This window comes from Burkholderia sp. 22088 (genome assembly GCF_052045915.1).
Lineage (GTDB): Bacteria > Pseudomonadota > Gammaproteobacteria > Burkholderiales > Burkholderiaceae > Burkholderia > Burkholderia cepacia.
The window spans coordinates 39,587-53,205 of sequence record NZ_JBQEPY010000017.1 but is presented as its reverse complement, the minus strand read 5'-3'; the positions used below and the strand labels follow the sequence as shown (position 1 = coordinate 53,205).

Annotated in this window: 12 protein-coding genes; 5 read left to right on the top strand and 7 right to left on the bottom strand. The window is 67.1% G+C overall.

Annotated features, from left to right (window positions below; genetic code table 11):
* Window positions 1-166 precede the first annotated feature (166 nt).
* On the top strand, window positions 167-754 hold the full coding sequence (locus tag ACTJLD_RS29070) for a DUF6886 family protein (protein WP_200058982.1): 588 nt from the start codon (window positions 167-169) through the stop codon (window positions 752-754).
* 160 nt (window positions 755-914) lie between these two features.
* Here the strand turns inward: ACTJLD_RS29070 and ACTJLD_RS29065 are convergent, their stop codons facing one another.
* The gene (locus ACTJLD_RS29065; protein WP_440660231.1) at window positions 915-1,244 is read right to left on the bottom strand and encodes a VOC family protein; all 330 of its coding nucleotides are present in this window, start codon (window positions 1,242-1,244) and stop codon (window positions 915-917) included.
* A gap of 182 nt (window positions 1,245-1,426) precedes the next feature.
* Window positions 1,427-1,690 carry a hypothetical protein gene (locus tag ACTJLD_RS29060; RefSeq protein ID WP_440660229.1) on the bottom strand — a complete coding sequence of 88 codons (264 nt, stop codon included), beginning with the start codon at window positions 1,688-1,690 and terminating at the stop codon, window positions 1,427-1,429.
* 153 nt (window positions 1,691-1,843) lie between these two features.
* Here ACTJLD_RS29060 and ACTJLD_RS29055 point away from each other — a divergent pair, with 153 nt between their 5' ends.
* Window positions 1,844-3,409 (top strand): methyl-accepting chemotaxis protein, encoded by a 1,566-nt coding sequence (locus tag ACTJLD_RS29055; protein WP_060198720.1) that lies wholly within the window; start codon window positions 1,844-1,846, stop codon window positions 3,407-3,409.
* Window positions 3,410-3,885: 476 nt separating this feature from the next.
* Entirely contained in the window at window positions 3,886-4,416 is a 531-nt protein-coding gene (locus ACTJLD_RS29050; RefSeq protein WP_021160217.1) for an OsmC family protein, read from the top strand.
* A 222-nt stretch (window positions 4,417-4,638) separates the two neighbouring features.
* Here the strand turns inward: ACTJLD_RS29050 and ACTJLD_RS29045 are convergent, their stop codons facing one another.
* Genes ACTJLD_RS29045 through ACTJLD_RS29035 form a run of 3 tightly spaced genes read right to left on the bottom strand, consistent with a single transcriptional unit; the run spans window position 4,639 to window position 7,330 of the window.
* On the bottom strand, window positions 4,639-5,475 hold the full coding sequence (locus ACTJLD_RS29045; protein ID WP_060170181.1) for an ABC transporter ATP-binding protein: 837 nt from the start codon (window positions 5,473-5,475) through the stop codon (window positions 4,639-4,641).
* Window positions 5,472-6,326 (bottom strand): ABC transporter permease, encoded by an 855-nt coding sequence (locus tag ACTJLD_RS29040; protein WP_060357823.1) that lies wholly within the window; start codon window positions 6,324-6,326, stop codon window positions 5,472-5,474. The genes ACTJLD_RS29045 and ACTJLD_RS29040 overlap by 4 nt, the downstream gene beginning before the upstream one ends.
* An 11-nt stretch (window positions 6,327-6,337) precedes the next feature.
* Window positions 6,338-7,330: an aliphatic sulfonate ABC transporter substrate-binding protein gene (locus ACTJLD_RS29035; RefSeq protein WP_440660226.1), complete on the bottom strand. Its 993-nt coding sequence runs from the start codon at window positions 7,328-7,330 to the stop codon at window positions 6,338-6,340.
* Between the two features lie 347 nt (window positions 7,331-7,677).
* Here ACTJLD_RS29035 and ACTJLD_RS29030 point away from each other — a divergent pair, with 347 nt between their 5' ends.
* The gene (locus ACTJLD_RS29030; protein ID WP_226151968.1) at window positions 7,678-9,105 is read left to right on the top strand and encodes an MFS transporter; all 1,428 of its coding nucleotides are present in this window, start codon (window positions 7,678-7,680) and stop codon (window positions 9,103-9,105) included.
* Between the two features lie 265 nt (window positions 9,106-9,370).
* On the opposite strand, the gene ACTJLD_RS29025 is transcribed toward ACTJLD_RS29030, so the two are convergent.
* Together ACTJLD_RS29025 and ACTJLD_RS29020 are read right to left on the bottom strand one after the other, a co-directional pair.
* Entirely contained in the window at window positions 9,371-10,774 is a 1,404-nt protein-coding gene (locus tag ACTJLD_RS29025) for an LLM class flavin-dependent oxidoreductase (protein WP_440660224.1), read from the bottom strand.
* Window positions 10,771-12,036 (bottom strand): acyl-CoA dehydrogenase family protein, encoded by a 1,266-nt coding sequence (locus ACTJLD_RS29020; protein WP_440660223.1) that lies wholly within the window; start codon window positions 12,034-12,036, stop codon window positions 10,771-10,773. Before ACTJLD_RS29020 ends, ACTJLD_RS29025 begins: the two co-directional genes overlap by 4 nt.
* Window positions 12,037-12,329: 293 nt before the next feature.
* On the opposite strand from ACTJLD_RS29020, the gene ACTJLD_RS29015 reads away from it, so the two are divergent.
* Window positions 12,330-13,568: an SfnB family sulfur acquisition oxidoreductase gene (locus tag ACTJLD_RS29015; RefSeq protein ID WP_034196241.1), complete on the top strand. Its 1,239-nt coding sequence runs from the start codon at window positions 12,330-12,332 to the stop codon at window positions 13,566-13,568.
* Window positions 13,569-13,619: the final 51 nt, after the last annotated feature.

Sequence of the window (13,619 nt, the reverse complement as noted above, 5' to 3'; positions counted from 1 at the left end):
GACCACGTCGTTTCAGTGCTGCATGAAACGTCAATGACCGGCAGGCATCTTCCAGGGACGCAGCGCCTGGTAGTCGTCGGGTTCCTGATGGGGGCAGCGGCGGCCAACTCGCTGGCCCTGATGGTCAGCAAGATCGTGACGTTCGAGCAGCTCGGGGGCATGCGACATGACAATCCGTCTTTTTCATTTCAGCGACGATTCGACGATCGTGAAATTTCATCCGAGGCCCGTGCGTGTTGCGGTTGAGCGCCCGGCCGGACAGGAATGGTTGAATGGGCCATTGGTATGGTCGACGGATGAGGCGCACGAACTGCTGTACCTGTTTCCCAGGGAGTGTCCGCGCATTGTCGTCTGGCCGACACCGTCCACGAGCATCGAGGATCGGGCTGCATGGTTCGGTGGAACGTCGTTTCGCGCGATCGCGCATATCGAGCATGCGTGGCTCGACCGTTTCAAGACAGCCCGCATCTATCGCTACCATCTGCCTGTGGAACCGTTCGAGGATATCGGCGATGTCGGGATGCATGTTTCGCGTACGCCAGTCGTTCCCACCCGGGTTGATGCGCTGGATGATCTGGTGGGCGAACTGGCGTCGAGAGGTATTGCGTTACGGGTCGTGGACAGGCTCACGCCATTGAAAGGCGTCTGGCAAACGACGCTGCATGCCAGCGGCATCAGATTGCGAAATGCGCAGGACTGGGGGAAACCGGAGGGGACCCACTCGCAGCCAGGGCGGACGGTTACCGTTACGTAGCGGCGGCAACGGTCGACCGTGGAGCCCGGTGCGGTTCGCGTGGCACGTGCATCGACGGGGGCGAGAGAGCGCACGGCGCTTCTCGAACCCCTTTTCGCTCATGCGGTGACGTAAGGCGCCACGCTTCGGATGCCTATCCGGCAGGCAATCCCGGCGGTGCCTAGGCGTGACACATGCATAGCTCGAACTCGTGTCCGTCGGGGCTGCTCAGGACGATGCTTTTCATCGATTCAATCTTCAATCCGTCCATGACCACGGAAGCACCGTTTTCCAATGCCCGCTGCACGAACTCGTGAAGAGCCTCTTCCTCGAATTCGAAGACCGGAACCGAACCGCTGCCGTTGAATTCGTCGCCAAAGTCGTTTAGCAGAAGACCTAGCCGGTTTTCACCGATCATGAATTCCGTCCACTTTCCGGACTGCTTGTGCGGCTCGTGTCCGAGTAATCGTCGCCAAAACGAGATGGATGTCTCCATGTCGATGACTTTCAAATATACCGTCCGAAGCTTCATGGCGAACCTTTGAAATTGATCAGGGCCGAATGTATCGGGGACGCCGACAGGTTTCTCATCGTAGCACCTGGCAACAATCTTTTGAGGGCTTCGGTCAGCCGCCGGAACGCGCCCCGATATACATTCGCGTGGCTCAACTTCCATTCCCATAGAGGACACAGTCAGATTCGCCAGCGTGCACTTTCGGCGTGGTTATTCAGATTTGCCGCGAGTAAGCGGATTGAAATACGCCGGTCATTCCAGAGTGCGGAATAGCGCGCTTTTCTCCATTGTTGCCCGCTATCCGGACACGCGATCGCGCGGCCGGCAACCCAGAACATCGGCGTCGTTTCCGTGGCCAGGGCGCGGACGCGCTGGCCGCCGTCCGCCGCGTGGCGCGTGACTGAAGCCGGCGTGGCGAGACCGACACCTGTCGCAATCGTCAAGATTCGCGTCGCGTGCGGATAAAACCTCCCCGCTCCACCCGCCGTTAACCCGTTCGCAGCCCATGCGCCGCGTGTTGCGACACGGCGCGCGTCTTTCGTGATCCGGAATCCACATCCGCCGCTGGCCGCGCCCGGCCGGCGCAAGGGAACGTCATGCGAAAACAACTCACTATCCGTGGTGGTCTCGTCGCGACCATCGCGGGCTATACCGTGCTGCTCGTGCTGGTGGTCGGCGCATGCATCGCGGCCCTCTATATGGGCAACGGTTCGCTCGAGGCGATGTACCGCGACGACACCGCGTCGCTGCTGCACCTGAAGACCAGCTCCGAGCGCATGCTCGTGCTGCGCGAGCGGATGAGCGACGTCGCGCAGGTCATCAGCGCCGGTCGGTCGGCGAAGGAAGAGGTCGCGAAAGTCCACGCGCTCCTCAAGCAGAGCAACGACGAACTGGAGGCCTACGCGCGCCTGCACGCGCGCAGCGCCGACGAACAGTCGCTGTTCGACACGCTGCAGAATCGCCGTCGTGCCCTGCTCGACGGCGTGTTCCTGAAGGCGCTCGCGCAACTCGACGGCGACGACGCGTTCGGCTTCCTCGACACGCAACGCACCGCGCCGCCCGCCCTGTTCACCGCGTACCAGGAGGCGATCGATGCGCTCGAATCGTTCCAGGTCGCGCGTGAAAAGGCGCGCTACGAGGCGGCCGGTGTCCTTTTCCACAGGATCGTGTGGGGGATGGTCGCGGTCGCGGTGCTCGCGCTCGTCGTCGGCTTCGTGGCGCAGCGCGTGCTCGCGAAGGCGATCATCGAGCCGATCAGGCTCGCGGTCGGCCAGTTCGAAAAGATCTCGAAGGGCGACCTGACCGGCACGGTCGTCGTGCCCGGCGAGAACGAGATGGCGTATCTGCTGCATGCGCTGAAGCGGATGCAGGACGGCCTCGTCGACACCGTGAACCAGGTGCGCACGAGTACGGAAACGATCGTCGGCGACGTCCGCACGATCGCGAGCGGCAACGTCGACTTGTCGGCGCGGACCGAGCAGCAGGCCGTTTCGCTGCAGCAGGCGGCGGCGAGCGTCGAGCAGCTGACGGCGGCCGTGCGCCAGAACGCGGACAACGCGCGCGATGCCCGCACCTACGTCGAGGGCGCGGCGGGCATCGCGTCGCGCGGCGGCGACGCGATGCAGCGCGTCGTCGAGACGATGTCGGCGATTTCGCACAGTTCCGCGAAGATCTCCGGGATCGTCGGCGTGATCGAGAGCATCGCGTTCCAGACCAACATCCTCGCATTGAACGCTGCCGTCGAAGCCGCGCGCGCGGGCGAGCAAGGGCGCGGCTTCGCGGTCGTCGCGACCGAGGTGCGCGGGCTCGCGCAGCGCTGCGCGTCGGCGGCGAAGGAAATCCGCGAGCTGATCGGCCATTCCGCGCAGCGCGTCGAGGACGGCAGCGGTCTCGTCGCCCTGGCCGGCTCGGCGATGGCCGAGCTCGTCGCCGCGGTCGAGCGCGTCAACACGATCATGAGCGACACCAGCCACGCGTTCGAAGAGCAATCGTCGGGCATCGAGCAGGTGAACGCCGCGGTCATCCAGATGGAGCAGGCGATGCAGCGCAATGCCGCGCTGGTCGAGGAGGCCGCGGCCGCGGCGCTGTCGCTCGACGAACAAGGCGCGCGGCTGAGCGCGGCGGTCGCGCAGTTCCGTCTGCGTGACGACGCGCTTGCGTGATGCATCGAGGCGGGCACCGGATCGCCGTGCCGCGCTCGCGGCACGACACGGTGTGGACGTCGTCGGAGCAGCGCACTTCTGGTGCGGACATCCTGACCGCCGATATTGACGCAACCGATGCGTCGGCACGATGAGGAACCGGATCCGGGCGAGCGTCGAAACCGATGCGACGCCGTTCGCGTTCAGTGCCCGCGACGCGGCGACGGCGGCGCGGCGACGCCTGTCGGCAAGGGCGGCAGCGCGATTGCCGCCAGGTTCTCCACAGGGTTATGCACGGAAATTGTGGATAAGTCGGAGGGCGGTGCATAACTGCCGACGCGTTCCTGAACGCGGAGGTTGCAATGTGACATCGCGCGGCGCGAATTGCTTTGCTGGAAAGATCGTTTAGTGGCCGAGGCGGATCGGAATAGCATGACGACTCCCCTCAACCGGCCGTCGCATGCGAGGCCGATGATTGCGACCGTACCGGCCCGACCATGACGACACTGAACGACTATCTCGAACAGAAGCGCGACGCCTGGCTCGCGAAAAAGGATGCCGCGCGCAACGATCCGGAATTCAAGGCGACGCCGCTGAAAGCGACCGTGCGTGCACTGGGCCGCAGCGGCGTGCGCGAGATCCGCATTCGCGATTTCCAGGTGATCAGCGACAGTCCGCCCGATTTTGCCGGCTACAACCTCGGGCCGGCGTCGCCGGAGCTGCAGCTCGGCGTGCTGGGCAGCTGCCTGACGCACATCACGCTGATCCAGGCCGCGGAGCGCGGCCTGAAGATCGACTCGATCGAAGTCGAGGTGACCGGCGACCAGCATCCGCTCGCGCAGCAGCCGGGCTTCGAGCATGTGCCGGTGTTTCCGCACAACCTCCGCTACACGCTCGATATCGTGTCGCCCGAACCGCCGGAGACGATTCGTGCACTGCATCAGGCAGTCGAGGCCGTGTGCCCGATCTTCAACCTGTTGACGCTGCCGCAGACCATCGACGGCGAATTGCGGCATACGCACGGTTGAGCACGGTTGATGTGCGTCGGTGCACCGGCGCGTCGCGGCATTGCATGGGGCTGCGACGTGAGCGGGCACGCTCGATCTCCCGCGCACCCTGTTGGGGCGCCGATACGACGATGATTCTCGCCGCACACGCGTGACACTCCGGATGCGTCGCCTGGCGTTGAACGTGTGCCGGATCGGGGTCGGGAGATGCCGGCGACGAATCGGTGATGAATCAGTCCGGAATCAGCCCGCGCGAATTCCGGATTCCTCACGCGGGTTGCCGTGCGTCAAACGCTTCGCTCCGCCGGCACGATCCTGAAGATGCTGGAATGCGTCCAGCAGCCGCGCGCGCAGTACGGCCAGCGACGGGTCGCGGCGGTCGCGCGGTCGTGCGGCCTCGACGTGGATCTCGTCGTCGATGCGGCCCGGGTCGGGCGCGAGCATCAGCACGCGATCACCCAGGTACAGCGCTTCGTCGAGATCGTGCGTGACGACGATCGCGGCCATCCGGTGCCGCGCGACGACATCGAGCAGCAGCGTCTGCAACCGCATCCGGGTCATCGCGTCGACCGCGCTGAACGGTTCGTCGAGCAGCAGCAGATCCGGTTCGCCGAACAGCCCGCGCGCGATCGCGGCGCGCTGGGCCATCCCGCCCGACAACGTGGCCGGCAGTTGCCGGGCGACGCCGGCAAGGCCGACTTCGTCGAGCAGCCGGGCGACGGCCGGCGCGCGCCCGCCTCGCGGGCCGGCCGCAAAGCCGACGTTGTCCGCGATCGATAACCACGGCAGCAGTCGCGGCTCCTGGAAGATCACGCCGACGCGCGGGGAGGGGCCGTCGAGCGCGACGCCTCCCAGCTTCACGCTGCCGCGGAAATCCGTGTCGAGGCCGGCGACGATCCGCAGCAGCGTGCTCTTGCCGCATCCGCTCGGGCCGACCACGCAGACGATCTCGCCGCGCGTGACCTGCAGCGGGACGTCGGCGAGGATCGTGCGGTCGCCGTAATACTTGCGGGTGATGCGCAGGTCGAGCAGCGGTGTTGCCGCGTCCGCTGCCGTGTGTGCGGAAGCGCGCGTGCTCATGTCGACACCTTGCGTTTCGCGTGATCGAATGCGTCGCGCCAGCCGAGCCAGTGCGACTCGATGCGTGCCATCGCGCCGTCGGTCAGCTTGCCGAGCAACGCCAGCAGCAGGATCGCGCCGAACACGAGATCGGGCCGCCCGGTCTCGCGGCCGTCGCTCAGCAGGAAGCCGAGGCCGCGCGTGGCCGCGATCAGCTCCGCGGCGACCATGAACATCCACGCGAGGCTGAGGCCGGTACGCAGGCCGGTGACGATCTGCGGCAGCGCGGCTGGCAGCAGGATTCGCCGGAACAGCGCGAGCGGGCCGAGCCGGTACACGGCGCCAAGCTCGACGAGCTTGCGGTCGACGTCGCGAATGCCGGCGACCACCGCGAGATGGACGGGGAAGAATGCGCCGATGGCGATCAGCGTGATTTTCGGCGCTTCATCGATGCCGAGCCACAGCAACAGCACCGGCACCCACGCGAGCGACGGAATCGCGCGCAGCGCCTGGAACGTCGGTTCGAGCAGCGCGTCGATCCGTCGGCTCAGGCCCATCGCCGCGCCGACGGCGAGCGCGAGTACGGCGCCGGCCGCGAAACCCGCCGCGACCCGCAGCGTACTCGCGCCGACGTGGCGCGCCACGCGCGTGATGCCCATGCCGGCGAGCGTGGCGAGAATCTCGCTCGGCGCCGGAACGAGATGGGCCGGCAGCCAGCCCTGGCGCACGACGACCTCCAGCAACGCGAGCACCGCGAACGGCAGCGCGAGGCCCGCGAGCCGCCACCGGCGAAGCGGATCGCGCCGGCCGGCGCGCGGCGACGCGGGGCGGCGAGGCGCGAGCGTGTCGTCGCGGGCAGCGCTGTTCGTCATGGGCGGCAGGCTCAGCGCGAAGCGGCGACGAGCGGGCGCACGAACGCCGGATCGATCAGCGTATCGACGATCTTCGCGGGATCGACACCGGGTTTGGTCAACTGCTCGGCCGTCAGCACCGGCGCGGCCGCCTTCAGTGCCGCGCGCTGCGTTTCGCCGGGTACGGGGTCGCTGAAGTCGTTGCGCTGAAGCTGCAGTTTCGCCACCGGCAGCGACACCTTCGATTCGTCGGCGACGATCTGCGCGGTGTCGGCCGGATGCGCGACGATCCACTGCCGCGCGCGATCGTAGACCTTCAGTACGCGCGTGACCGCTTGCGGGTACTGGCTGGCGAACGCGTCGCGGACGTTCAGGAAACCGTAGGTGTTGAACGCGACATTGCGGTAGAGCAGGCGGGCGCCGTCGTCGAGCTGCGCCGCGGCCATGTGCGGATCGAGCCCGGCCCACGCATCGACCTGGCCGTTCGCGAGCGCGGTGCGCCCGTCGGGATGCTGCAGGTTGACGATCTCGACGTCGTCGCGGGTCAGGCCGACCGTGTGCAGCGCGCGCAGCGTGAACAGGAACGGATCGGTGCCGCGCGTCGCGGCGATTTTCTTGCCCTTCAGGTCCGCGAGCGAGCGGATCGGCGAATCCTTGCGGACCACGAGCGCGGTCCACTCGGGGCGCGAGAACACGTAGACGGTATGAATCGGGTTGCCGTTCGCGCGTGCGAGCACCGACGCGAGACCCGCGGCGGAACCGAAGTCGACCGCGCCGCTGTTCAGGTATTCGAGGGCGCGATTGCTGCCCAGGCTCAGCACCCAGCGAATCGACGTGCGGTCGGCCTTGAATTCGTCCTCGAGCCAGCCGAAGTGGCGGATCACCAGGCTCTCCGGCGAGTAGTACGCGTAGTCGACGCGGATTTCCGCGGGCGTCGCCGCGCGTGCGTGCACCGAGACGAGGCCGGCGAACGCGGCAATGACGAGGGCCGCGGATTGCCATGCGCGGGACCAGGACAGCTTCATCGGGGATTCTCCGGAAGAACGGCAACGAGCCGGGGACAGGCAGGGTGACCGGCTAATGTAGCGAAGCCGCGGGGTTTCGGTAACGAAGAAATCCGCGATTGAACATGCGCGTTGCTGCTAAGCGCGGGCGGCGGGCAACTTTATGACGCGGGTCGATTAATTTATCGGTTTATATCGCTTGGGAGAACCGGATCGGAAGAACAGAATGCCTGCTGCTGGAGCTCGACGGCGTCGCGTGTCGAGAGGCGTGCAGTTGCGAAGGGTCGTTACCGGCCGCGATTGAACACGCACGACTTCCGGCTTCATGCAGACATCGCCGGCCCGTCGGCGGAAAACAAAGGAGTGCGATGAGTTCGATCGACCTGAATGCCGTCACCCCGGCTTCCTCCCCCATTCGCTCGGCAAGCGACGTCGCGCGCCTGATCAACACGGTGGACAGCTCCGTCAGCCATGCCCGGATGATCGTGCTGCTGGCGCTCGGCGGCGTCTTTCTCGATGCATACGACCTGACGACGCTGTCCTACGGGATCGACGACGTGGCGCGCGAATTCGGCCTGACGCCCGCGCTGACCGGGCTGGTCGGGTCGGCGATCATGATCGGGACGATCTTCGGCAGCCTGATCGGCGGATGGCTGACCGACAGGATCGGCCGTTATCAGGTGTTCATGGCCGACATGCTGTTTTTCGTGGTCGCGGCGATCGCGGCCGGTCTTGCGCCCAATGTATGGGTGCTGATCGCCGCGCGCTTCGTGATGGGGCTCGGTGTCGGCATCGACCTGCCCGTCGCGATGGCGTTTCTCGCGGAATTCTCGAAGTTCAACGGTCGCGGCAACAAGGCGTCGCGGCTCGCCGCGTGGTGCCCGATGTGGTACGTGGCGTCGTCGGCGTGCTTCCTGTTGATCTTCGGGCTGTATTTCCTGCTGCCTGCCGAGCACGCGGGATGGCTCTGGCGCGCATCGCTGATCTTCGGCGCGGTGCCGGCCCTCGTCATCATCCTGTTCAGGAACCGCTTCATGAACGAGTCGCCGCTGTGGGCCGCGAACCAGGGCGACCTGGCCAACGCCGCGAGGATCCTGCGCGAGTCGTACGGGATTCACGCACACGAGGCGGAGGACGCACGGCGCGCGCCGTGCCAGCCGCCCGTGCGCATTCGCGTGCTGTTCCAGCGCCCGTACCTGGGGCGCACGATCGTCGCCAGCGTGATGAACCTGTGCATCCCGTTCGAATACACGGCGATCGCATTCTTCCTGCCGTCGATCCTGTCGCAGTTTCTCGGTGCGGGCGTGTTCGAAACGATCGCGGCGTCGCTGGCGCTGAACGTGCTGTTTGCGTTCACCGGCGGTTTGCTGGGCATGCGCCTGGCCCATCGCCATGCGTCGCGCCATGTCGCGATCGCCGGTTTCGCGCTCCAGTTCGTCGCGCTCGTGGCGCTCGCGCTGGCCGGGCATCCGCATGGCGCACTCGCGATCGGCTTCGTGCTGCTGATGCTCGGCACCTGGCTGTTCGCCGAAGGTTTCGGGCCCGGCGCGCAGATGATGATCTACCCGACGCTGTCGTATCCGGCGTCGATCCGCGGCACCGGTGTCGGCTTCGGGCGGTCGCTGTGCGGCATCGGCCAGGCGCTGGCGCTGTTCGTGCTGCCGATCCTGCAGGCGCGTCTCGGCACGGACATGTTCTGGGTCGTCGCGATCAGCGCCGCGACGCCGATCGTGTTCCTGCTGATCGTGCGTTATGAGCCGACGGCGCGGGACATCGACGACGACGGCGCAGAGTGAAGGCGGTCGGGATCGTTCGTCGGCTGGAAAACGCGCGCGCTTTCATCAGTGCGCGCGTCGTCGTTACCGCGATATCTGCATTGCTGTCGATGCGCGAGTGCGCAGGCAGAACGCGCAGCGGTGCTGCACCGGGCTTCTTAGAGTGAGGGGGGGAGAGCAGCGATCGGGCGAGGTGTCGGGCGAGCGGCCCGACGCACCGATTGCTGCCTGTCGCGAAGCCGGCCGGCCCGCACACGGGCCGACCGGCCGCCGCGATGCCGTCCGCTCAGGCCGCTACCCGCTCGGCATCGCGCTTGACCTGCTCGATGTCGCGGAACTGCGCGGCCGGATGTTCGTCCGGCAGCCGCGCCGATCCGCCGAACAGTTTCTCGCGCAGCGTGCCCGGCGCATAGCCGGTCGGATACACGCCGCGCCGCTGCAGTTCGGGGACGAGATGACGCACGACGTCCTCGAAGGTTTCGTGCGCGACCGCATACGCGAGGTTGAAGCCGTCCACGTCCGTGGCGGCGACCCATTCCTGCAGGATGTTTGCGACGGTCGCCGCCGAGCCGACGAACACCGGGCCCAGGCCGCCGATGCCGCCCCAGGCCGCCAGTTCCTCGATCGTCCAGGTGGTGTCGCCGCCCGACAGGTGCTCGACCGCCGATACGATCGCATTCGTCTCGACGCGCCGGACGGGATCGTTCGGCGCGTACTGGCCGAAGTCGATGCCGGTCCAGCCGGACATGAATACCAGCGAGCCGTCATACGACACGTACTTGCGATATTCGTCGAACTTGGCCTGCGCCTTCTCGTCGGTTTCGTCGACGATCACGGTGACGAGGTTGTAGATCAATACCTTGCTCGCATCGCGCCCCGCGGCGGTGGCCTGCGCGCGCACGTCGGCCACGTAGCGCGCGAGCTGCGCGCGGGTCGGCGCGGCGACGAACACGCATTCGGCATGCTGCGCGGCGAACGCCTTGCCGGGGCCGGACGCGCCGGCCTGGAACAGCACCGGCGTGCGTTGCGGCGACGGTTCGCACAGGTGGTAGCCGGGCACGTCGAAGAACCGGCCCTTGTGGCCGATCTCGTGCACCTTCTCCGGATGCGTGAACACGCGGCCGTCGCGGTCGCGCACTACCGCGCCGTCTTCCCAGCTCCCTTCGAACAGCTTGTACAGCACCTCGACGTATTCGGCCGCGACCGCATAACGGTCGTCGTGCGTGCGCAGGCCGTGGTCACCGATGTTCTTCGCGCCGCTTTCGAGGTAGGACGTGACGATGTTCCACGCGAGCCGGCCCTTCGTGTGATGATCGGCGGTCGACAGCCGGCGCGCGAACGTGTACGGGTGTTCGAACGTCGTCGACGCGGTGATGCCGATGCCGAGATGCTCGGTCGCCATCGCGATCGGCGCGGCGAGCTGCAGCGGATCGTTGACTGGGATCTGCGCGGCCTGGTGCAGCGCGTGGTAGTTGCTGCCCTTGTAGACGTCGTAGTAGCCGATCACGTCCGCGATGAAGATCGCGTCGAAGATGCCGCGCTCGAGCACGCGGGCGAGGTCGGTCCAGTAGTCGAGATCCTTGTACTGCCACGACCGGTCGCGCGGATGGGCCCACAGCCCGGGCGACTGGTGGCCGACGCAGTTCATCTCGAACGCGTTGAAGCGGATGGTCTTGCCGGTCTTGCTCATTGGGCGGCTCCGGTTTCTGCTTGCGTGCCCGCGCCCGTGCCGTTGCCGACCTGCCAGACGAACGGCGGCGTGCGCCCGTTGATGACCCAGTCGCCGACGATCCGCGCCTTGTAGACGAGCGGATTGTGCGACGACACGGTGCGCGCGTTGCGCCAGTGGCGGTCGAGCGCCGTCGTGCTGCGGGTGGCGGACGCCCCGAGTGCGTCGAACAGGTGCGTCGCCGCACGCAATACGAGTTCCGACACGACGAGCTGGCTCTGCGCGGATTCGATCTCGGCCGCGACGTTCGCATCGTGCTCGGCCGCCGCGTCGCCGCCGAAGTGCGCTTCGTAGGCCCGTTGCAGCGGCTGCGCGGCGCGCTGCGCGAGCGCGTCGGCCGCGTAGGCCCACGACGCGATCTCGCCGACCACCTGCTGCAGCTGCGCGTCGTCGCCCGCACGCGGCGCGTTGCCGTGGCTGTACACGCGGGTGCGGTGGCGCACCAGCTCGCCGGCGTCGCGCACGATCGCGTGGCCGATGCCGGCCAGCGTCGCGACGTGGAAGAGCTGGTAGAACGCGGTCTGGTACTTGAAGCGTCGCGCGAAGTCGATCACGTCCCGTGCGTCGACCGTCGCGTCCTCGAAGCGCGTGGTGCCGCTGCCGGTCGTCGTCTGGCCGAAGCCGTCCCAGTCGTCTTCGCGGATCACGCCGGGCTGCGCGGTCGCGACGGCGACGATCACGTCGCTGCCGTCGCTCGCGCGTTGCGCGAACACGTCGATCCAGTCGGCAAACAGGCTGCCGGTGCTGTAGAACTTCCGGCCGTTCAGCACGAGCCGGCCGTTCTTTTCCGACACCTTCGTGATGGTCTGGCCGAGCGACACGTCGCCGGTCTCGGTCCATGCATTGCCGACGAGCTGGCCGCTCGCGAAGCGGTCGAACCACGTCTGGCGATCGGCGCCGGGCGGCGCGTTCAGCCAGTCCTCGACGAACGCGAAGTGCCCGCGCAAGGCCTGCGGCAGGTTGGAATCGGCGGCAGCGAGCTCGGTCAGCAGCCGGAACAGCTGCGGCAGCGATGCGCCGGCGCCGCCGTCGCGCACGGGCAGCCGGACGGCGCCGAAGCCGGCGGCCTTCAGCCAGCCGATCGCCTCGTGCGGCAGTTCGCGGCGGCGTTCGCGTTCCGCGGTGCCGGCCGCGATGCGTTCGAAGATCGGCCTGAAGCGGCTGGCAAGCGCGTCATAGTCGGTGCCGGTGGAAAGTTCGGTTGCGGCGGGAGATGAAGTCATGCGGTGATCCTTGAAAGGCGGGGGCCGTCGATGCCGGCAGGCCAGTATAGGAAGCACGATGCGGACGATCCAATAACGGATTCGTACATCCTTATCGCTGCCGGGCATTACGCGGGCGACGCGCCGTGGCATCGATGCCGGGGTGTCGATATCGCTGCTGACGCGCGGTTTTTTGCGCGCGGCGTGCCGCATCGTTTGCCGTTCGAAGGAATATCGTTGTGCGAATCGCTCGGTTTGCCGGCGCTCGGGGCGCTGCTAGATTGAACGTTTCCGTCAACCAGCAGGAGAGCCCGATGTCAGAGACGAGCGCCACGATCCAGGAACGACCGGCCGATACGCAACCGCAGGCGGCCAGCGTGATCGCCGACGACGCACAGGCCATCGCGGCCGCGCATGCGCTTGCGCAACGGCTCGCGCAAGGCGCGGCCGAGCGCGACCGGGAGCGCCGGTTACCGCGCGACGAGATCGAATGGTTCTCGCAGTCGGGGCTGTGGGCCATCACGGTGCCGAAGGCTTATGGCGGTGCGGGCGTCTCGCATGTGACGCTGACGGAGGTGGTGAAGATCGTCGCGGCGGCCGATCCGTCGCTCGGGCAGTTGCCGCAGAATCATTTCGGGCTGGTCGACGTGATCGCGCTGACCGGCACCGACGCGCAGAAGCGCCTCTTCTTCTCGGAAGTGCTGAGCGGCAAGCGGTTCGGCAACGGCTTTTCGGAGAAGGGCACGAAACACGTGCTCGACCTGAAGACGCGCGTGCGCCGGGACGGCGACGATTACGTCGTCGACGGCACCAAGTTCTATTCGACCGGGGCGCTGTTCGCGCATTACGTGCCGGTGCTCGGCCTCGACGACGAGCGCCGCGCGTGGCTCGCCTACATCCGCCAGCCGGCGCCGGGGCTGACCGTGATCGACGACTGGTCGGGATTCGGGCAGCGGACCACCGCGAGCGGCACGGTCGTGCTCGACAACGTGCGCGTGCCAGCGTCGCACGTGCTGCCGGCGCAACGCGTGTCGGACCTGCCGACGCTGAACGGCCCGCTGTCGCAGATCATCCAGGCCGCGATCGACGCGGGCATCGCCAGGGCCGCGCTCGACGATACGCTGGCGTTCGTGCGCACACGCACGCGGCCGTGGGTCGACAGCGGCGTCGAGCGCGCGGCGGACGATCCGTTGACGATCCGCGAGATCGGCCATCTGCACATTCAGCTGCATGCGGCGGAGGCGTTGCTCGAGCGCGCGGCGCGCACGCTCGACGAGATCGCGGCGCGCGGCGACGTGACCGAGGACGACGTCGCGCGCGCGTCGGTGGCGGTGGGCGAGGCGAAGGTGCTGACGACGGAGATCGCGCTGCTCGCGGGCGAGAAGCTGTTCGAGCTGGCCGGCACGCAGGCGACGCTTTCCGAGCACAACCTCGACCGGCACTGGCGCAATGCACGCACGCATACGCTGCACGATCCGGTGCGCTGGAAATATCACCTCGTCGGCAACTACTACCTGAACGGTGTGCGCCCGGCGCGCCATGCGTGGAATTGAATCCGTTACGATCGTGGCTGCTTCGCCCGGCGATGACTGAGCGAGCCGCCG

Coding starts and splice junctions, on each gene's coding strand:
- ACTJLD_RS29070 (WP_200058982.1), top strand. CDS start 167: ATGACAATCCGTCTTTTTCATTTCAGCGACGATTCGACGATCGTGAAA.
- ACTJLD_RS29055 (WP_060198720.1), top strand. CDS start 1,844: ATGCGAAAACAACTCACTATCCGTGGTGGTCTCGTCGCGACCATCGCG.
- ACTJLD_RS29050 (WP_021160217.1), top strand. CDS start 3,886: ATGACGACACTGAACGACTATCTCGAACAGAAGCGCGACGCCTGGCTC.
- ACTJLD_RS29045 (WP_060170181.1), bottom strand. CDS start 5,475: ATGAGCACGCGCGCTTCCGCACACACGGCAGCGGACGCGGCAACACCG.
- ACTJLD_RS29040 (WP_060357823.1), bottom strand. CDS start 6,326: ATGACGAACAGCGCTGCCCGCGACGACACGCTCGCGCCTCGCCGCCCC.
- ACTJLD_RS29035 (WP_440660226.1), bottom strand. CDS start 7,330: ATGAAGCTGTCCTGGTCCCGCGCATGGCAATCCGCGGCCCTCGTCATT.
- ACTJLD_RS29030 (WP_226151968.1), top strand. CDS start 7,678: ATGAGTTCGATCGACCTGAATGCCGTCACCCCGGCTTCCTCCCCCATT.
- ACTJLD_RS29025 (WP_440660224.1), bottom strand. CDS start 10,774: ATGAGCAAGACCGGCAAGACCATCCGCTTCAACGCGTTCGAGATGAAC.
- ACTJLD_RS29020 (WP_440660223.1), bottom strand. CDS start 12,036: ATGACTTCATCTCCCGCCGCAACCGAACTTTCCACCGGCACCGACTAT.
- ACTJLD_RS29015 (WP_034196241.1), top strand. CDS start 12,330: ATGTCAGAGACGAGCGCCACGATCCAGGAACGACCGGCCGATACGCAA.